General features: G+C 33.6%; 16 protein-coding genes. 15 read left to right on the forward strand and 1 reads right to left on the reverse strand.

The annotated features are described in order from the left end of the window. Positions 1-5: 5 nt before the first annotated feature. From rpe to EDD62_RS02270, 3 genes are all read left to right on the forward strand, one after another. Positions 6-650: a ribulose-phosphate 3-epimerase gene (gene rpe, locus EDD62_RS02260; RefSeq protein ID WP_123807378.1), complete on the forward strand. Its 645-nt coding sequence runs from the start codon at positions 6-8 to the stop codon at positions 648-650. Continuing rightward, on the forward strand, positions 643-1317 hold the full coding sequence (locus EDD62_RS02265; protein WP_123807379.1) for a thiamine diphosphokinase: 675 nt from the start codon (positions 643-645) through the stop codon (positions 1315-1317). The genes rpe and EDD62_RS02265 overlap by 8 nt, the downstream gene beginning before the upstream one ends. Positions 1318-1422: 105 nt before the next feature. Then, the gene (locus tag EDD62_RS02270) at positions 1423-2124 is read left to right on the forward strand and encodes a DUF554 domain-containing protein (protein ID WP_077141149.1); all 702 of its coding nucleotides are present in this window, start codon (positions 1423-1425) and stop codon (positions 2122-2124) included. A gap of 47 nt (positions 2125-2171) precedes the next feature. Here the strand turns inward: EDD62_RS02270 and rpmB are convergent, their stop codons facing one another. After that, positions 2172-2360: a 50S ribosomal protein L28 gene (gene rpmB, locus EDD62_RS02275; RefSeq protein WP_077140418.1), complete on the reverse strand. Its 189-nt coding sequence runs from the start codon at positions 2358-2360 to the stop codon at positions 2172-2174. A 218-nt stretch (positions 2361-2578) separates the two neighbouring features. On the opposite strand from rpmB, the gene EDD62_RS02280 reads away from it, so the two are divergent. The 12 genes from EDD62_RS02280 (at position 2579) to ftsY (ending at position 16843) form a co-directional block, all read left to right on the forward strand. Further along, entirely contained in the window at positions 2579-2950 is a 372-nt protein-coding gene (locus tag EDD62_RS02280) for an Asp23/Gls24 family envelope stress response protein (RefSeq protein WP_077140417.1), read from the forward strand. A gap of 11 nt (positions 2951-2961) precedes the next feature. Continuing rightward, positions 2962-4629, forward strand: coding sequence for a DAK2 domain-containing protein (locus tag EDD62_RS02285; RefSeq protein ID WP_077140416.1), 1668 nt, complete (start codon positions 2962-2964; stop codon positions 4627-4629). 89 nt (positions 4630-4718) lie between these two features. Continuing rightward, entirely contained in the window at positions 4719-6761 is a 2043-nt protein-coding gene (gene recG, locus EDD62_RS02290) for an ATP-dependent DNA helicase RecG (RefSeq protein ID WP_170152749.1), read from the forward strand. A 67-nt stretch (positions 6762-6828) separates the two neighbouring features. Further along, positions 6829-7530 (forward strand): class A sortase, encoded by a 702-nt coding sequence (locus EDD62_RS02295; RefSeq protein ID WP_123807381.1) that lies wholly within the window; start codon positions 6829-6831, stop codon positions 7528-7530. Positions 7531-7672: 142 nt separating this feature from the next. Further along, a complete protein-coding gene (fapR, locus tag EDD62_RS02300; RefSeq protein ID WP_123807382.1) occupies positions 7673-8227 on the forward strand; it encodes a transcription factor FapR in 555 nt (184 codons plus the stop codon). A 16-nt stretch (positions 8228-8243) separates the two neighbouring features. After that, entirely contained in the window at positions 8244-9227 is a 984-nt protein-coding gene (gene plsX, locus EDD62_RS02305; protein WP_077140412.1) for a phosphate acyltransferase PlsX, read from the forward strand. Then, positions 9227-10186: an ACP S-malonyltransferase gene (locus EDD62_RS02310; protein ID WP_170152750.1), complete on the forward strand. Its 960-nt coding sequence runs from the start codon at positions 9227-9229 to the stop codon at positions 10184-10186. Before plsX ends, EDD62_RS02310 begins: the two co-directional genes overlap by 1 nt. Next, entirely contained in the window at positions 10179-10916 is a 738-nt protein-coding gene (gene fabG, locus EDD62_RS02315) for a 3-oxoacyl-[acyl-carrier-protein] reductase (RefSeq protein WP_123807384.1), read from the forward strand. The genes EDD62_RS02310 and fabG overlap by 8 nt, the downstream gene beginning before the upstream one ends. Before the next feature lie 78 nt (positions 10917-10994). Continuing rightward, positions 10995-11222, forward strand: a complete 228-nt coding sequence (locus EDD62_RS02320) for an acyl carrier protein (protein WP_077140409.1) — start codon at positions 10995-10997, stop codon at positions 11220-11222. 117 nt (positions 11223-11339) lie between these two features. After that, positions 11340-12068: a ribonuclease III gene (rnc, locus tag EDD62_RS02325; RefSeq protein WP_077140408.1), complete on the forward strand. Its 729-nt coding sequence runs from the start codon at positions 11340-11342 to the stop codon at positions 12066-12068. Further along, the gene (gene smc, locus EDD62_RS02330; RefSeq protein ID WP_170152751.1) at positions 12068-15607 is read left to right on the forward strand and encodes a chromosome segregation protein SMC; all 3540 of its coding nucleotides are present in this window, start codon (positions 12068-12070) and stop codon (positions 15605-15607) included. Before rnc ends, smc begins: the two co-directional genes overlap by 1 nt. Beyond that, the gene (ftsY, locus tag EDD62_RS02335; protein ID WP_225971358.1) at positions 15608-16843 is read left to right on the forward strand and encodes a signal recognition particle-docking protein FtsY; all 1236 of its coding nucleotides are present in this window, start codon (positions 15608-15610) and stop codon (positions 16841-16843) included. It begins immediately after the preceding gene. The last annotated feature ends 2 nt before the right edge of the window (positions 16844-16845 follow it).

Raw genomic sequence — 16845 nt, forward strand, 5'->3', positions numbered from 1 at the left:
TATGAATGAAAGTATATCCATCATTACTTGCTGCAAATTTTTTGAACTTACAACGTGATATTGAACGATTAAATCAATCAGCGGTTGATGGTCTTCATTATGATGTGATGGACGGTCAGTTCGTTCCTAATTTATCTATGGGACCTTTTATTTTGAAACAAATAGATGCGGCATTTGATCTTTTTTTAGACGTCCACTTAATGATTGAACATCCCGATCGTTATATTTCAGATTATGCAAATGCTGGTGCTGATAGGTTGACAGTACACGCTGAAGCATGTACACATTTACATCGTGTGATTCAACAGATTAAGTCACATCACATGGAAGTGGGTATTGCACTAAATCCAGCAACACCCATTAATTCAATATTACCGGTTATTAAAGACATTGATTGTGTGTTGATTATGACTGTAAATCCAGGGTTTGGTGGACAATCATTTATTCACTCTATGTTGGAGAAAATTGATGAGTTAAATCAATTCAGAGCGCATCATGATTTATCATTCGTCATTGAAGTAGATGGTGGTATAAACGATGAAACAAGTCGTTTATGTCATCAATATGGTGTTGATGAAGTTGTAAGTGGGTCTTATTTGTTAGCAAGTGATGATATGACTGACACAGTGAAGAGGTTAAGCAATGATTAAGGAGCATATTACGAAGACAGATAAACATGATAACCATATTAATATATTGTGCACTGATATTAATATTGATGCTTCACTGATTCATCAACGACAGAATGAACGATGGATTGGTGTTGATCGAGGAGCAGAAGTCTTATTGTCATATGATATAACGCCAACGTATATGGTCGGTGACTTTGATTCTGTGGATTGTGGTGTAAAGTCTGAACTTATTGAGCAAGGTGCAACGATATTGCCAGAAGACAAAGATTTGACAGACTTAGATCAAGCGTTAAGATGGTGTGATAAAAATAAATTTACTTCAGTCAATGTATATGGTGCAACGGGAGGGAGGCTCGACCATTTTATGAGTGCTATTGAATTGTTGAAGCACCCTAAACGACTTGAAGAGAAACATTCGATTCGAATGATCGATGATCAAAATGTACTACAAATGTTTGATCAAGGGAAACATCATATAGCCAATCACTTCGATATGAAATATGTTTCTTTTATACAGCAAAGCGATATATGTACTATAGCTATAGAAGGATTTAAATATAACCTTGAAAAAACAACGTTAAAACAAGGAGAATCTTTAACCGTAAGCAATGAATTTTTGAAAGAGACAGGTGTACTGCATGTATATGAAGGGCTTGTTCTTGTCATTCAATCTAAAGACAAATAAGAATATCATTATAGTATATACAAATTGATAATGCCGTGATATTGTTATATAGCAAATATTATAAAGAAATATCGTTATTCAGATTAGAATGTGGGGTGGTTTCATATCGCTTTACTTGGAGCAGTAATCAATGCACTTGCTATCGTCATCGGTGGTGTCATTGGTTTATTTCTAACTAAAATTCCAGAGAATCTTAAAGATACAATTATGAAAATACAAGGCTTAATTATTATTGTGCTAGGCATTCAAATGGCAGTGCAAGCAGATGATATTATCTTGTTATTACTTGCCTTAATATTAGGCTCTACAGTAGGAGAATTTATTCAGCTTGAATTGAGGCTAAATCAATTTGGGCATTGGATGGAATTTAAATTGGGAGATAAGCATGCTGGTAACTTAAGCCAAGGATTCATTACCGGAACATTAATTTTTGTCGTTGGAGCGATGGGGATTATTGGTGCTTTAGATAGTGGTATTAGAGGAAATCATGAAGTATTAATTACGAAAGGTATAATGGATGGCTTTATTGCATTAGTGATGACAACTGCTTATGGATCTGGTGTGATCATTGCTGCCATTCCAACGTTATTGTATGAAGGTGGTTTATCACTCCTTGCTACACAAGTAGATAAAGTCGTACCAGAGTCCATATTGAATGAAATGATTGCTCAAATTACCGCAAGTGGTGGTGTAATTATTATCGCAATTGGATTGAATATGTTGAACATCACTAAAATGCGTGTTGCAAATATGATCCCAGGTATTTTTATGGCTATTTTATTTGTATATATTTATAGTATTTTTTAAGAATTAAAAAAAAGAGAAAGGCGTTTGCCTTTCTCTTTTTATGTGAATTAAACACGTTCAACTTTACCAGATTTTAATGCACGAGCTGAAACCCAAACTTTTTTAGGTTTACCATCTACTAAAATTCTTACTTTTTGTAAGTTAGCTTTGAAGACTCTTTTATTTGCATTTAAAGCGTGTGAACGATTGTTACCCGCTTTGACTTTACGACCTGTTACATAACATTCTTTAGCCATTTTATGTGCCTCCTTTATCTTTTGCTCTTATGAAATAACATACTTAAATATTTTAGCATATGCATCATATAAATTCAATATATTATTTGATATGATATAATGACATAGTAAATTAAAAATTAAAAATGTAATCATCGAAAAATTGTTTTCTATAAAATGTTTAAATTTTATAGAAAACTGTGTATTATAATAAAGTATTGTATAAGGAGTGTATAAGAATGTCTCTACAATTAAACAATGAACATGGCACGATTGATGTTTCTAATGAAGTCATTGCTACAATTGCTGGTGGTGCGGCTGTAGAATGTTTTGGTATCATTGGTATGGCAAGTAAACATCAAGTGCGAGATGGATTTACTGAACTTCTCGGCAAAGAGAACTACGCAAAAGGTGTAGTCGTTTCACTTAATGAAGATATGTTGAATGTTGATATTTATATTATCGTTAGCTACGGTATAAAGATATCAGAGGTGGCTAGAAATGTTCAATCAGCAGTTCAATATAATTTAGAGAAAACATTAAATTTAAAAGTCAATGCAGTGAATGTCAATGTGCAGGGTGTGCGTGTTGTCACTGATAATGAAAAGTAAGGAGTAGAAGTATGGTTAAAACAATAGACGGACGTAAATTTCAAAAAATGATTATATTGGGAGCCGATAATTTATCTTCATATGCTGATTATGTAGATTCTTTAAATGTATTCCCTGTTCCAGATGGTGACACGGGAACGAATATGAAATTATCAATTCAATCTGGTAAAGAAGAAGTCGTAAATAACTCGAATGATCACATTGGTGAAGTAGGGAAAGTATTTGCTAAAGGATTACTGATGGGAGCCCGAGGAAATTCAGGAGTCATTTTATCCCAATTGTTTAGAGGATTTTCTAAACATATCGAAGGTGAAGAACAAATTGATGCAAAGATGTTTGCGAGTGCATTTCAAGCAGGTGTTAAAACAGCTTATAAGTTAGTCATTAAACCAGTAGAAGGTACGATTTTAACAGTTGCGAAGGATGCGGCGAATAAAGCAACTGAATTAGCTGAAGACACTGACGATGTTGAAGTTATTATGGATGAGGTGTATAAAGAAGCAATGGCTTCATTGAAACGTACACCTGATTTACTTCCTGTTTTAAAAGAAGTTGGCGTTGTGGATAGTGGGGGTCAAGGGCTAGTCTATGTTTATGAAGGTTTTTTAAGAGCGTTAAATAATCAAGAACTAGATATTGATCAGTCAATTGCTAACTTCAGTGAAGATGGCAAAGTAGATACGGATTCATTTGTAAATGATGAGCATGATTTCTTAGCAGATTTTATGTCTACAGAAGATATTATTTATGGATTCTGTACAGAATTCATGGTTCGTTTTCAAGATGGTAAGAAACCATTTGACGAAGAAGAATTTAGAAATGATATGGGTGAATTTGGTGATTCATTGCTTGTACTGAGTGATGATGAAGTTGTTAAAACACATGTGCACTCTGAACATCCAGGTCAATGTTTAACGTATGCAGAACAGTATGGGGAAATTATTAAAATTAAAATCGAAAATATGAGAGAACAACACCGTGAAGTACTCAAAAAACAGCAAGATAAAGAATTGAATAAAAAGGTTGATTTTGCAGTAATCGCAATTTCAATGGGTGATGGTATTTCAGAAATATTTAAAGGTTTAGGCGTAACGCACATTATCTCAGGTGGGCAAACGATGAATCCATCAACAGATGATATTGCACAAGTGATTAAGAAAAGTGGTGCGAAAAAGGCCCTTATTTTACCAAACAACAAAAACATTATTATGGCAGCAAATCAAGTAGACTCTGTTGTTGATGCAGAAGTTGAAGTTGTTGAAACAAAAACAATCCCGCAAGGATTAGCAGCTTTACTTGGTTATAATCCTGATGAATCTGTGTCGGTAAATAAAGAGTCAATGACACAAATGATGGAGGATATTCAATCAGGATCTATCACAAATGCTGTACGAAATACGACGATTGATGGTGTTGATATTAAAGAGGGTCAATTTATGGCTATTCAAGAAGGTAAAATCATAAAGGCACTTGATCAAATAGAAGATACATTAAAACATTTATTGGATGAAATGATCGATGAAGATTCAGAAATTGTCACAATTATTAGTGGAGAAGAAGCTGACAGTGGAGTGACTGAAAGAACTAGACTTTATATAGAAGAACAATATGAAGATGTCGAAGTTGAGATTCATAAAGGACGTCAACCAGTATATCCTTACTTAGTCTCTGTTGAGTAAATCTTTCAAAGGATTATGCACATAAAGTGATGTGCATAATCTTTTTATTTTTAGTAAAATAAATTTAACAAATTAATGTAGGTGACATGATGGCGATACTTCCAATTATACATACAAATCGTATTTTTAATATCGATCAACTGGATAAAATAGGGCCTAAAACGTATGAAAAGTTCAAAGAAAATCATATAGTGACGAATGAAGATTTAATTCAGTACGTCCCAACACGTTATAAAGACTATCAATTGACTGATTTAACGCAAATAGAAGATGGACAACAAGTTAACGTTGTCGGCTTAGTTTATCAAATTGGTAAACCGAGCTATTATGCTAAAAGGCGTTCAAGAACGATTGTTAGAGTGTATATTAAAGATATTCCATTCAAGTTAATCTTTTTCAATCAAGTTTATTTGATTAAGCAATTGACCGTCGAACAAGAATATATTATTAGTGGAAAGATTAATTTAGCAAAACAAGAAATTACCGTCAATCGTATTAAAGTAAATGATCATGAGCATAACGATGAAAAACAAACTCTTGAACCTCACTATAGAAAAATTAAAGAAATTTCTACTAAAACTTTACAACATGCAATTCATCAAGCATTGGACATGACTTCTGGTTATGTAGAATTACCAATAGACCTTGTTAAGAAATATAAATTAACTCCATTAGATGTCTGTTATGAAACGATACATCGTTCACAAGATTCTAGACAAATAGAACTTGCTAAGCGATCAATTAAATTTTATGAGTTATTTATGTTCCAACTCTATATGCAATACAAAAAGCATAATCAACAATTAAAAGACTCGACAGAGCCTTTAAATGTAGAGATTGATGAATTAAGTCCGTTAATTAATCATCTTCCATTTGAACTTACTATAGATCAGAAGACTGTTGTTGAAACCATTATTAAAGATTTTAATGGTACACATCTTATGAATCGTCTTGTGCAAGGTGATGTAGGTAGTGGGAAGACAATTGTTGCATTAATTGCAATGTATGCGATTCATTTGAAAGGGTATCAGAGCGCATTTATGGCGCCGACAGAAATTCTTGCAACACAACATTTAGAAGGGTTGAAATCATTTGTGGATCAATGTCGACTTTCTGTTCAAATAGAGTTGTTAACGTCTTCTACACCGACGAAAGAAAGAAAGCGAATATTATCGGAACTTTCATCAGGTGAAATCGATATGATTATCGGTACACATGCGTTGTTAACAGAAGAAGTGGAGTTCGATCAATTAAAACTTGTGATTACAGATGAACAGCATCGTTTCGGGGTTAGACAGAGAAGCATTTTAAAGGATAAAGGACAAGGCGTGCATGTTCTTATGATGACCGCTACACCAATTCCTAGGACGCTTTCATTTACAGCGATGGGTGATTTAAATGTGTCATTGATTCGATCGAAACCAGCTGGAAGAAAGCCGATTATCACGAGATGGTTTGATGAACGAGATCACGATGAAATGGTGACCCTTCTGAAAGATGCACTGAATGAGAGACAGCAAGTTTTCGTTGTTGCACCGTTAATTGAAGATAGTGATATGGTTGAAGCGCATAGTGCAGAATCTCTATATTATTTATATCAACAACTATTTAATCACCATTCAATTGGACTAATGCATGGAAAACTCAAATCTGATGAAAAAGATGAACTAATGCAACAATTTATAAGACATGATATTGATATTTTAATTTCAACAACAGTTATTGAAGTAGGGGTCAATGTCCCTAATGCTTCTTTGATGATTATATATAATTCAGATCGATTTGGTTTATCAACACTTCATCAATTGCGTGGTCGTGTCGGACGAGGACATAAACAATCTTATTGCTATTTAGTTGCTTCGCCGAAAACAGAAACAGGAATTCAACGTATGAAAATTATGGAACAATCAGAAGATGGGTTTTATATCGCTGAAAAAGATTTAGAAATGAGAGGACCAGGTGATTTTTTAGGAGTAAAACAAAGTGGATTACCTGACTTTCAGTTTGCCCATTTAGTAGAAGATTATAAAATGGTCATGTATGCACATCTTGAAGCCGAATATTATATTAATCATTTAACGGACGATTTAAAAATGTGGTTAGATAATTTTAAACCTGAATTAGAAGCTTAATAATCAATAATTGTAAGATATTAGTGAATCACATATAATATAAAATATAAACTTTAAGAGGTGAGAAATGAGAACTTTATTACGAATTATCGGTGTATTATTAATAGTTGCAGCAATTATATTATTTAGTTGGTCACACATTAGATCGTACGTTATGACACAAATAAATGAGAGAATGATTGAAGCATTTCAAAACGGTGAGTCTACAGTGTATGTAAATCCTATTGAAGAATGGATTGCAACGAATGGACAACAAGATGCACCAGATCAGGAAGTTGTTTCTGTAGATGAGAAAGAAGATTTAGATGGCATTGATCATGAAGACCCATCTAAGCATCAAACTGATTACACAGAAATTGGAGATAGTATGGTCGCTTTTATCAAAGTACCATCCGTCGGAATCAACGAACCTATCTTGAAAGGCCCTGCGACGGTACAGAATCTATACAATGGGGTAGTATTTGTCGAAGAGGATGATAGTTTAGATGACCAGAACATTGCTATTGCCGGTCATAAATTACTTGGCACAAATATGAGGTTTTCGAATTTAGCGGATGCAAATATTGGTGCAAAAGTCATTATAGTGACACGTGATGGAGAAAGAGAATTTGAAATAACAAACAAAAAGCACGTAAAACCTAATGATGTATCAGTGTTAGAAGAACAGCAAGGAGAACCAACAAAATTAACGTTAGTGACTTGTGATGATTATGATCCAAATACAGGATTATTTCTTACACGAACGATTATTACTGCAAAAGAAGCTTAATTTATCTTATTTAGAAAAGAGTGCAACGGAAGTGTTGTACTCTTTTCATTTTAAAATCTTGAAAAGGTATATCGTTATTGATATTATTAAGAAGTATTAATACCTAGTACTAATTTTGGATATGAAGATAGGGATTGAATTTATGAAAAATAAATTATCGAAAGAAGAAAGACATTCAAAACTTAAATCATTGATTGATGATAATCCTTTTTTAACGGATGAAGATTTATCGAACAAATTCAATGTAAGCATTCAAACCATAAGATTAGATAGAATGACATTAAATATACCTGAAGTTCGAAAGAGAATTAAAGCTCGAGCAGAGCAACCAATTGAGATTTCAAGTTTGAAAGAAGATGAAATTATCGGTGAAATAATCGATATTACATTAAATAAAAGTGCAATATCAATGCTTACAATTAAGGCGAATCAAGTTTTTGACCGCAATCATATTGCAAGGGGACATATATTGTTTGCACAAGCGAACTCTTTAAGTGTCGCTTTAATTCAACATGATACTGTACTTACTCGAAGTGCATCTGTAGATTTTGTAAAGCCAGTATATTTAAATGACCAAGTTATTACTAAAGCCAAAGCATCAAGGATAGATAATAAATTTTATAATGTAGAAGTCCAATCTGAAGTTAAAGGTGAACTGGTTTTTAAAGGTACTTTCAAGATGTATTATAAATCTTAAATAATGAGGGATAACAATGAAAATTGCAATAGACTTAATGGGTGGAGATAATGCACCTGATGTAACTAAAGTAGCTGTAAACAAATTTGTTAAGGATTATAATGATGTGGAAATTTTAGTGTTTGGTCATCAAGACCATAATGACTTTGATCATGAGCGGATTGAGTTTATCCATTGTGAAGACGTTGTAACAATGGAAGATGACCCTGTAAGAAGTGTCAAGCGTAAGAAAGATTCAAGTATGATGCAAATGATTCAATACATGAAAGAACATCGAGAAGTTGCCGGATTATCGGCAGGTAGTACGGGGGCTTTAATGAGTGGTGGACTTTTTATTTTGGGCAGAATCCCAACGATTGAGCGACCAGCACTTGCGAATATGTTACCTACTAAATCGACTAAAGGATTTTTCTTTTTAGATATTGGTGCAAACAGTCAGAATAAACCGGAACATTTGGTACAATACGCAAAAATGGGTTCGATTTATATGGAAAAAATGAACGGCATCAGCGCTCCAACGGTTGGACTGTTAAATATTGGGACTGAAGAAAAGAAAGGGACAGATTTAACGAAGGAGACACATCAACGATTAAAAGAAACAGACTTGAATTACATAGGCTATGTAGAGTCTAGATCAATACTTAAAGACAGTGCAGATGTAGTAGTAACTGATGGCTTTACTGGAAATATGGTGTTGAAGTCTATTGAAGGTACAGCATCATTTATGATGGATGTCATCAAGGAGAGTATGATGCAAAATATCATTCGAAAATTCAGTGCTTTATCACTAAAACATGCGTTCAAAGATGTTAAGAAGACACTTGATTATACTGAGTATGGTGGTGCGATTTTACTAGGGTTAGACGGGACGTTAGTGAAAGCACATGGCTCAAGTAATGAGAAGGCTATTTATTCAGGTTTAAGACAGTGTTATCAATTAACACAAAATGAAGTGACGCAAAAAATAAAGTATTCAATCCTTGAAGGAAGTGACGAATGATGAAAAAAGTTGTATTATTTCCAGGACAAGGCTCTCAAACAGTTGGTATGTTTGAAAAGATGGTAGAAGGGATTGATGAACAAACTAAACAACATGTGAATAGACAAATCACGGCACTATCAAATGTAGTAAATCAAAGCTTTGAATCATTAGTGAATACGGATGAAGCTCAACTAAATATTACGATGAATACTCAACCCGCTTTATATATTCACAGTATCGTCTTGTATCAATACATGGAATCATTAGGTTTTGAAGCAGATTTATACATTGGGCATAGTCTTGGTGAACTTACTGCACTTGCGGCAAGTAAAGTATATTCTTTAGATGATGGTGTTAAAATAACTCGTCAACGTGGTGAATTGATGGATAATGCATACCCTAAAGGTGTTGGAAGTATGGCAGCAATTTTAAAGATGGATGATCACAAGTTGTTAGAGTTGATAGGGATGATTGATAAAGAAAACCATCGACTATCGATAGCGAACTTTAATACGCCATCACAGACTGTCATTACAGGACACTATAATGCCGTTGAAGAATTTGTCAGCCGATGCAAAGAATATGGCGCCAAAAAGGCGATTCAATTGAATGTGAGTGGGCCATTCCATTCACCACTGATGAAAACGATAGAAGAACCATTTAAATCGTATGTTCAACAATTGAACACGACTAGTAGTATGAAGCCAATCATTGGGAATTATAGTGCCAAAGAAGAGAAAGTACAGGAACGATTAATTGATCATTTAGTGAAGCAGTTATACTCACCTGTTCGATTTGTTGAATCGATTGAAAGAGCGATTGAATTAGGTGCAACAGAATTTATAGAAGTTGGTAATCAATCAGTATTAGCAAATTTAGTGAAGATAATTATTAAAGAAAAAGGCTATAATAAAGATGCATTTAAGGTGACAAGTATACAAACGATTAAAGAAGCAAAGGAGTATTTAGATGAGTAAAATTGTTTTAGTAACTGGTGCTTCAAGAGGGATAGGACGAGCGATTGCATTGAAGTTTGCAAAACCAGACCATCATGTGATTGTAAATTATGCAGGAAATAAAGAAAAAGCATTGTCTGTAAAAGAAGAAATCGAATCACTAGGAGCTACTTCAGAAGTGTACCAATGTAACGTAAGTGATATGGAGTCAGTACAAGAAATGTTCAAACATATTAAGTCAGAACATACAAAGATTGATGTCATCGTAAATAACGCAGGAATTACACGAGACACATTGCTCATGAGAATGAAAGAAACTGATTTTAATGATGTGATTGACACGAATTTAAAAGGTGTATTCAACGTTATAAAATCAGCTTCTAGATTAGTGCTTAAAAATCCAACGGCCAAAATTATTAATGTTTCTAGTGTTGTAGGTGTCACTGGTAATCCTGGGCAAGCAAACTATGTTGCAAGTAAAGCGGGGGTTATCGGTTTGACAAAAACAGTAGCGCAAGAATTCGGACCGAAAGGTATTACATGTAATGCAGTTGCACCTGGATTTATTGTATCTGATATGACAGACGAACTCAGTGATGAAATTAAAGAGAAGATTCTTGCACAAATTCCAATGAAATCATTTGGAGATGTTGAGGATATAGCGAATGCGGTAGAATTCTTAGCAAGTGATAAAGCGAGATATATAAATGGTCAGACATTACATGTCAATGGCGGTATGTTTATGAATTAATTAATTAAATGAATTAATTTATTTATTATAGTATAAATTGTATAATATGAAAGACCCTTTTTAAGGAGGTGAAATAAAATGGCAAACGCTGAACAAATTAAAGAAATTATCGCAGATAAATTAGACGTAGAACGTGAAAAAGTTGTTGAAACAGCATCATTTAAAGAAGATTTAGAAGCGGATTCATTAGATATTGCTGAACTTGTTATGGAACTTGAAGATGAGTTCGATACTGAGATTCCAGATGAAGAGGCTGAAAAAATCCAAACGGTTGGAGATGCAATCAACTACATTGATTCATTATAATTTTACTAAAAGACACCTATTGATTTAGGTGTCTTTATCTATTATGTATTATCGAATTTTGTCATGGTATAATGAAAAAATGAACTGTTAAAGGCACAATATATTGAGGAGGTCATTATGTCTAAGAAAGAGAAATTACTTCACCATTTTAATCAATCATTTGATGAATTTATGAATCAACTGCACTTGGAATATAATCACTTAGAATTATTTCAACAAGCATTTTCACATTCATCTTTTGTCAATGATTTTAAATTGCCGAAATTAAGTCATAACGAACGGTTAGAGTTTTTAGGAGATGCAGTATTAGAATTGATGGTATCGAATTATGTCTATCATAACTATCCCCATTTACCTGAAGGTAAATTAACTAAAATGAGAGCTGCGATAGTGTGTGAGCCATCACTTGTAATTTATGCAAATCAGTTAAATTTGAATCGTTTAATTTTACTCGGTAAAGGAGAGGAAAAAACAGGTGGAAGAATGCGTCCTGCATTAATTGCTGATGTGTTCGAAGCTTTCATTGGTGCACTATATTTAGATCAAGGTTATGAAGTCGTAAAGTCATTTTTAACTGAATATATTTATCCAGTTGTTGAAAGCCAATCGATTACTGAAGTGATTGATTATAAAACACAGCTCCAAGAATATATTCACCAAAAAACGCATCAAACAGTTACTTATGAATTAATTGAAGAGGATGGACCGGCACATAACAAACTATTTACATCTGTATGTATGATTGATGGTGAAATCATTGGTAAAGGGTCTGGACGTACGAAAAAAATGAGTGAACAAGATGCTGCTAAAGTAGCGTTGCAAAAATACGAAAGAGGCAAAATGTAGTGGTTTATCTAAAAAAAATAGATGCGTACGGATTTAAATCATTTGCCCATAAAGTAACTGTAGAATTTGATGCAGGAATTACCGGAATTGTTGGGCCTAATGGATCTGGTAAAAGTAATATAACGGATGCGATTAAATGGGTTCTTGGTGAGCAGTCTGCAAAAAAACTACGTGGTCAAAAAATGCAAGATGTGATCTTCTCAGGCACAAAAACGAAAAAACCTTTAAACTACGCAGAGGTGACTCTATTTCTAGATAATTCAAGTGGAGCGCTGAATATAGATGATAATGAATTGATTGTCTCAAGACGATTATACCGTAATGGTGATAGTGAGTATTTACTTAATAAAGAACCGGCAAGATTAAAAGATGTTATCGATTTATTTATGGATTCTGGACTTGGAAAAGATGCGTTTAGTATTATATCACAAGGAAAAGTAGATGAAGTTTTAAATGCTAAAGCTATTGATCGTCGAGTATATGTCGAAGAAGTTGCAGGCGTGTTGAAATACAAAAAGAAAAAAGAACAATCTAGTGATAAATTAAATAAAACAATCGATAATTTAAATCGAGTGAATGACATATTAAGCGAACTTGAATCAAGAGTAGAGCCGTTAAAAAGAGATAGTGAAATTGCGAAAGAATACTTAGCGCTTTCTGATGAATTGAAAACGGTCGATGTTCAAACACATGTCTATGAGATTCATCATCAAAATGAAGCTTATGATCGAATAAAAAAGCATGTGTTAGAACTAGAAGATATTATTGAATTAAATAAATCTCGCTATAAAAAACTATCCAATGAACAAGAGAATAATAAAGAAGAGCGTAAAACGTTAGAAGACCAAATTTCAGAGCTACATCAGCAGAGAGTCAAAGAAATTGAACAAAAGACTCGATATGATGGACAAATCGAATTGATTAAAGAACGAATTAATATGGGAAGTCAATCACAAGATGATTTAATAGATCAACTTGAGCAGTTGACAAAAGAAGAAAATTCAATCAACGCTTCGCTTGAACAATTAAATAAAGATATCACATCGAATCAAAGTAAAGGATTAGCATTAACTAATCAACTTAATGATCTTAAATCACAACGAACAAATATTGATTCCGACAATACACGGTCAATCGATGATATTAGAGATGAATATTATGCGATTAAAACAAAAGAAGTCGAATTAAAGAATGAAATTCACATGATTGAGAATGACTTAGATCGGAAATCTCATGAAAGACAACGGTTCGAAAAAAGACATCAACAACTACTAAAAGAGCGAACTGTATTAGAGGATAAAGAAGAAGATTTAAGGCAACAGTTAAGCCAATTAAATACACAATTAGAAGAGAAAAGAATTGAATACAAGCAGTTGAATCAAACAATTGAAACGTTACAGCAACAATACGAACAAAATGGATCGAAATTGACTGAAGCAAAGCGTCTTTTCCAAGAGCATCAATATAAAATTGGTATGTTAAAGCGAAATATAGACAACTTATCGGGCTATTTTCAAGGGGTAAAAGCAATATTAAATTCAACACATTTAAAAGGTATTCATGGAACAGTTGCCGATTTAATTAAAATTGATTCTAAGTATGTTACTGCGATCGAAACGGCCCTTGGAAATCGATTGCAATCAATTGTAGTCGATCGATCAGTTGATGCTAGACGTGCAATTCAATTTTTAAAAGATCATAAAAAAGGTAGAGCGACATTTATACCGATAGAGTCAGTGTCACAACAAAATATACTCAATGTTCAGCAGATAAGACATATGAATGGATACATTGGATTGTGTCATGAAGTCATAGAGTATCAACCTAAATATAAATATATTATGGAACAAGCGTTATCTAAAACCGTGTTAGTCGATACACTGGCAAATGCGAATGAAATCAGTCGTGAAATGAATTATAAGGTAAGGATTGTGACACTTGATGGTGAGATTGTAAGCCCTGGTGGTTCGATGACTGGAGGGTATAAAAATACTACGACGTCGGTATTAAACGATAAAGCTGACTATGAATCTATGATAAAGAGTACACCGTTATATGAACAAAAATTAAATAACTTGGAACAAACGGTTAGTGAACAATACTTTAAATTGAAGGAATTACAAAGTGACTTATCGATGTGCTCTGAGGAAGGTAGTCGAATAAGTGAAAAAGTTAATTCAATCGATTTAGAACTTATGAAAGCATTAGAGTCTAAAGACTTCATCACCGAACAAATCGAATTTATAAAAGTGGATTCTAGTTCTAATGAAGGGGTTCAACAATTAAGTATACTTCGTGAAGAGAAGGAAAGTATTTCAAAAAAATTAAATGACTTAGAACAATTGTTAGAGAGAACGTCTCAAACAGATGAAGAACGAGCAAAAGAGAAAGAACGATTGATTGAAGAAGAGCAACAACTGAATGTTGAATTAAATATAGTTCAAACCGACATTAAACATAGTCAATCGAAAATTGTTGAATATCAGCATCGTCTGAAAGATATTGACGCTCAAATCAAATACATTCATGACAAAAAGACTAGAACATCTTCTGATGATGAACAAAATGAACAGCAAATTATAGAACTTGAAGAGAAACTATTAAATATTAATGCATCACTTCAACAGACAATTAATCAAATAGAATCATGGCAACAAAAATTAAGTTTAATAGATTCAACAATTAATCAAAATGATACATCCCTAAAGCAATTCTCAGAAATGATACAAATGAAATCAACAGAACTTAATCAAGCCAAACAGAAATTAGCGCGTATTGATATTCAAATCGAGCAACATATTGAAGCATTAAGCGAAGATTATAGGTTAAGTTATGATGAAGCAAAATCAACTTATGGATTAACTGAAGAGATAGCAAACGCGAAACAAAAAGTTAAATTACTCAAAAAATCAATTGATGAACTTGGATCAATTAACATGAATGCGATTGAAGAATACGAAACGGTTAAGACTCGGTATGATTTTTTAAACGATGAACGAAATGACTTACAATCAGCATACAATACGTTGACACATATAATTCAAGAGTTAGATAATGAAGTGAGAACTAGATTTCAGCATACATTTGATGAAATAAATAATCATTTTAAAGAAACATTTGCACAGCTTTTTGGTGGAGGTCAAGCTGAATTACAATTGACTGAAGAGGACTATTTGACAGCAGGTATTGAATTATTTATTCAACCACCAGGTAAAAAAGTAAAGAGTTTATCATTGATGAGTGGTGGAGAGAGAGCACTCACAGCACTTGCACTATTATTTGCGATATTAAAGGTCAGAAGTGCACCATTTGTAATTTTAGATGAAGTTGAAGCTGCATTAGATGATGCCAATGTAATTCGTTATGCAAATTATTTAAATCAGTTAAAATCAGACACTCAATTTATTATCATTACGCATCGTAAAGGGACGATGGAAAATGTAGATAGACTATTTGGAGTGACCATGGAACAATCTGGAATCTCAAAACTTGTAAGCGTAAATCTTAAAGAAATTGATCAAATGGAAGGAGTTAACTAAATGAGTTTATTTAATAAATTAAAAAAAGCATTTGTTCCAAAAGATGAGCCAGTTAAATTTCCAGAAGAAATAGAATTAGAAAAGCTTGAAGAACGAAAACGTCAACAACAAAGTGTCCAAGCCCATGTCACTGATGAAGAACATCATGTAGAACAAGACATAGAACAAGAAACTGAAGGTGTCATTGAACCACCAGAAGAGGTTGTCTTTGCGCAAGATGAATTCGATAATGATAGTGGATTGATGAGCCTAGAAGAATTTGAACAGTGGGAATCTGAACAAATTGGTGCTAAATTTAAGCAAGGTTTAGAGAAAAGCCGTGAACAATTTCAAGGTGCATTAAATAACTTAATGAGTCAATATCGTACTGTGGATGAAGATTTCTTTGAGGCGTTAGAAGAAATGTTGATACAAGCGGACGTAGGCTTTCAAACCGTTATGGATCTAACAGATGAATTGCGTGACTATGCAAGAAAAGAGAATATTACAGAAACAATTTATCTAAAAGAAATTATTGTTGAGAAGATTGTAGAAATATATAACCAAGATGAGACACTTGATGAAGAGATGAATATTACAGCTGGTGAATTGAATGTTATTTTAATGGTAGGTGTCAATGGTGTCGGGAAGACAACGACTATTGGTAAGCTAGCTCATCGATACAAAGCACAAGGAAAAACTGTCATGCTTGCAGCAGGAGATACGTTTAGAGCTGGAGCAATCGATCAATTACAAGTATGGGGCGATCGAGTAGGAGTTGAAGTCGTTAGACAAGCTGAAGGCAGTGACCCAGCAGCAGTAATGTATGATGCTGTTCATGCGGCAAAGAAACAAGGTGTTGATGTATTAATCTGTGACACCGCAGGACGTCTTCAAAACAAGAAGAACTTAATGAATGAACTTGGTAAAATCAAACGTGTACTTCAAAAAGTTATTCCTGAAGCACCTCATGAAGTGTTGCTTGCATTAGATGCAACGACAGGCCAAAATGCATTATCACAAGCTAAATCATTTAAAGAAGTCACTGATGTGACAGGCATAGTATTGACGAAGCTTGATGGAACAGCAAAAGGTGGTATCGTTCTTGCAATACGTAATGAATTAAGTATTCCAGTTAAGTATGTTGGATTAGGTGAGAAGCTTGATGATTTACAACCGTTTAACGCTGAACGATATGTCTATGGCTTATTTGCTGACATGATTGAAGCTTCTAATGACGATATGGATAAAGGATGATA

The organism is Abyssicoccus albus (genome assembly GCF_003815035.1).
In the GTDB taxonomy this organism is placed as follows: domain Bacteria; phylum Bacillota; class Bacilli; order Staphylococcales; family Abyssicoccaceae; genus Abyssicoccus; species Abyssicoccus albus.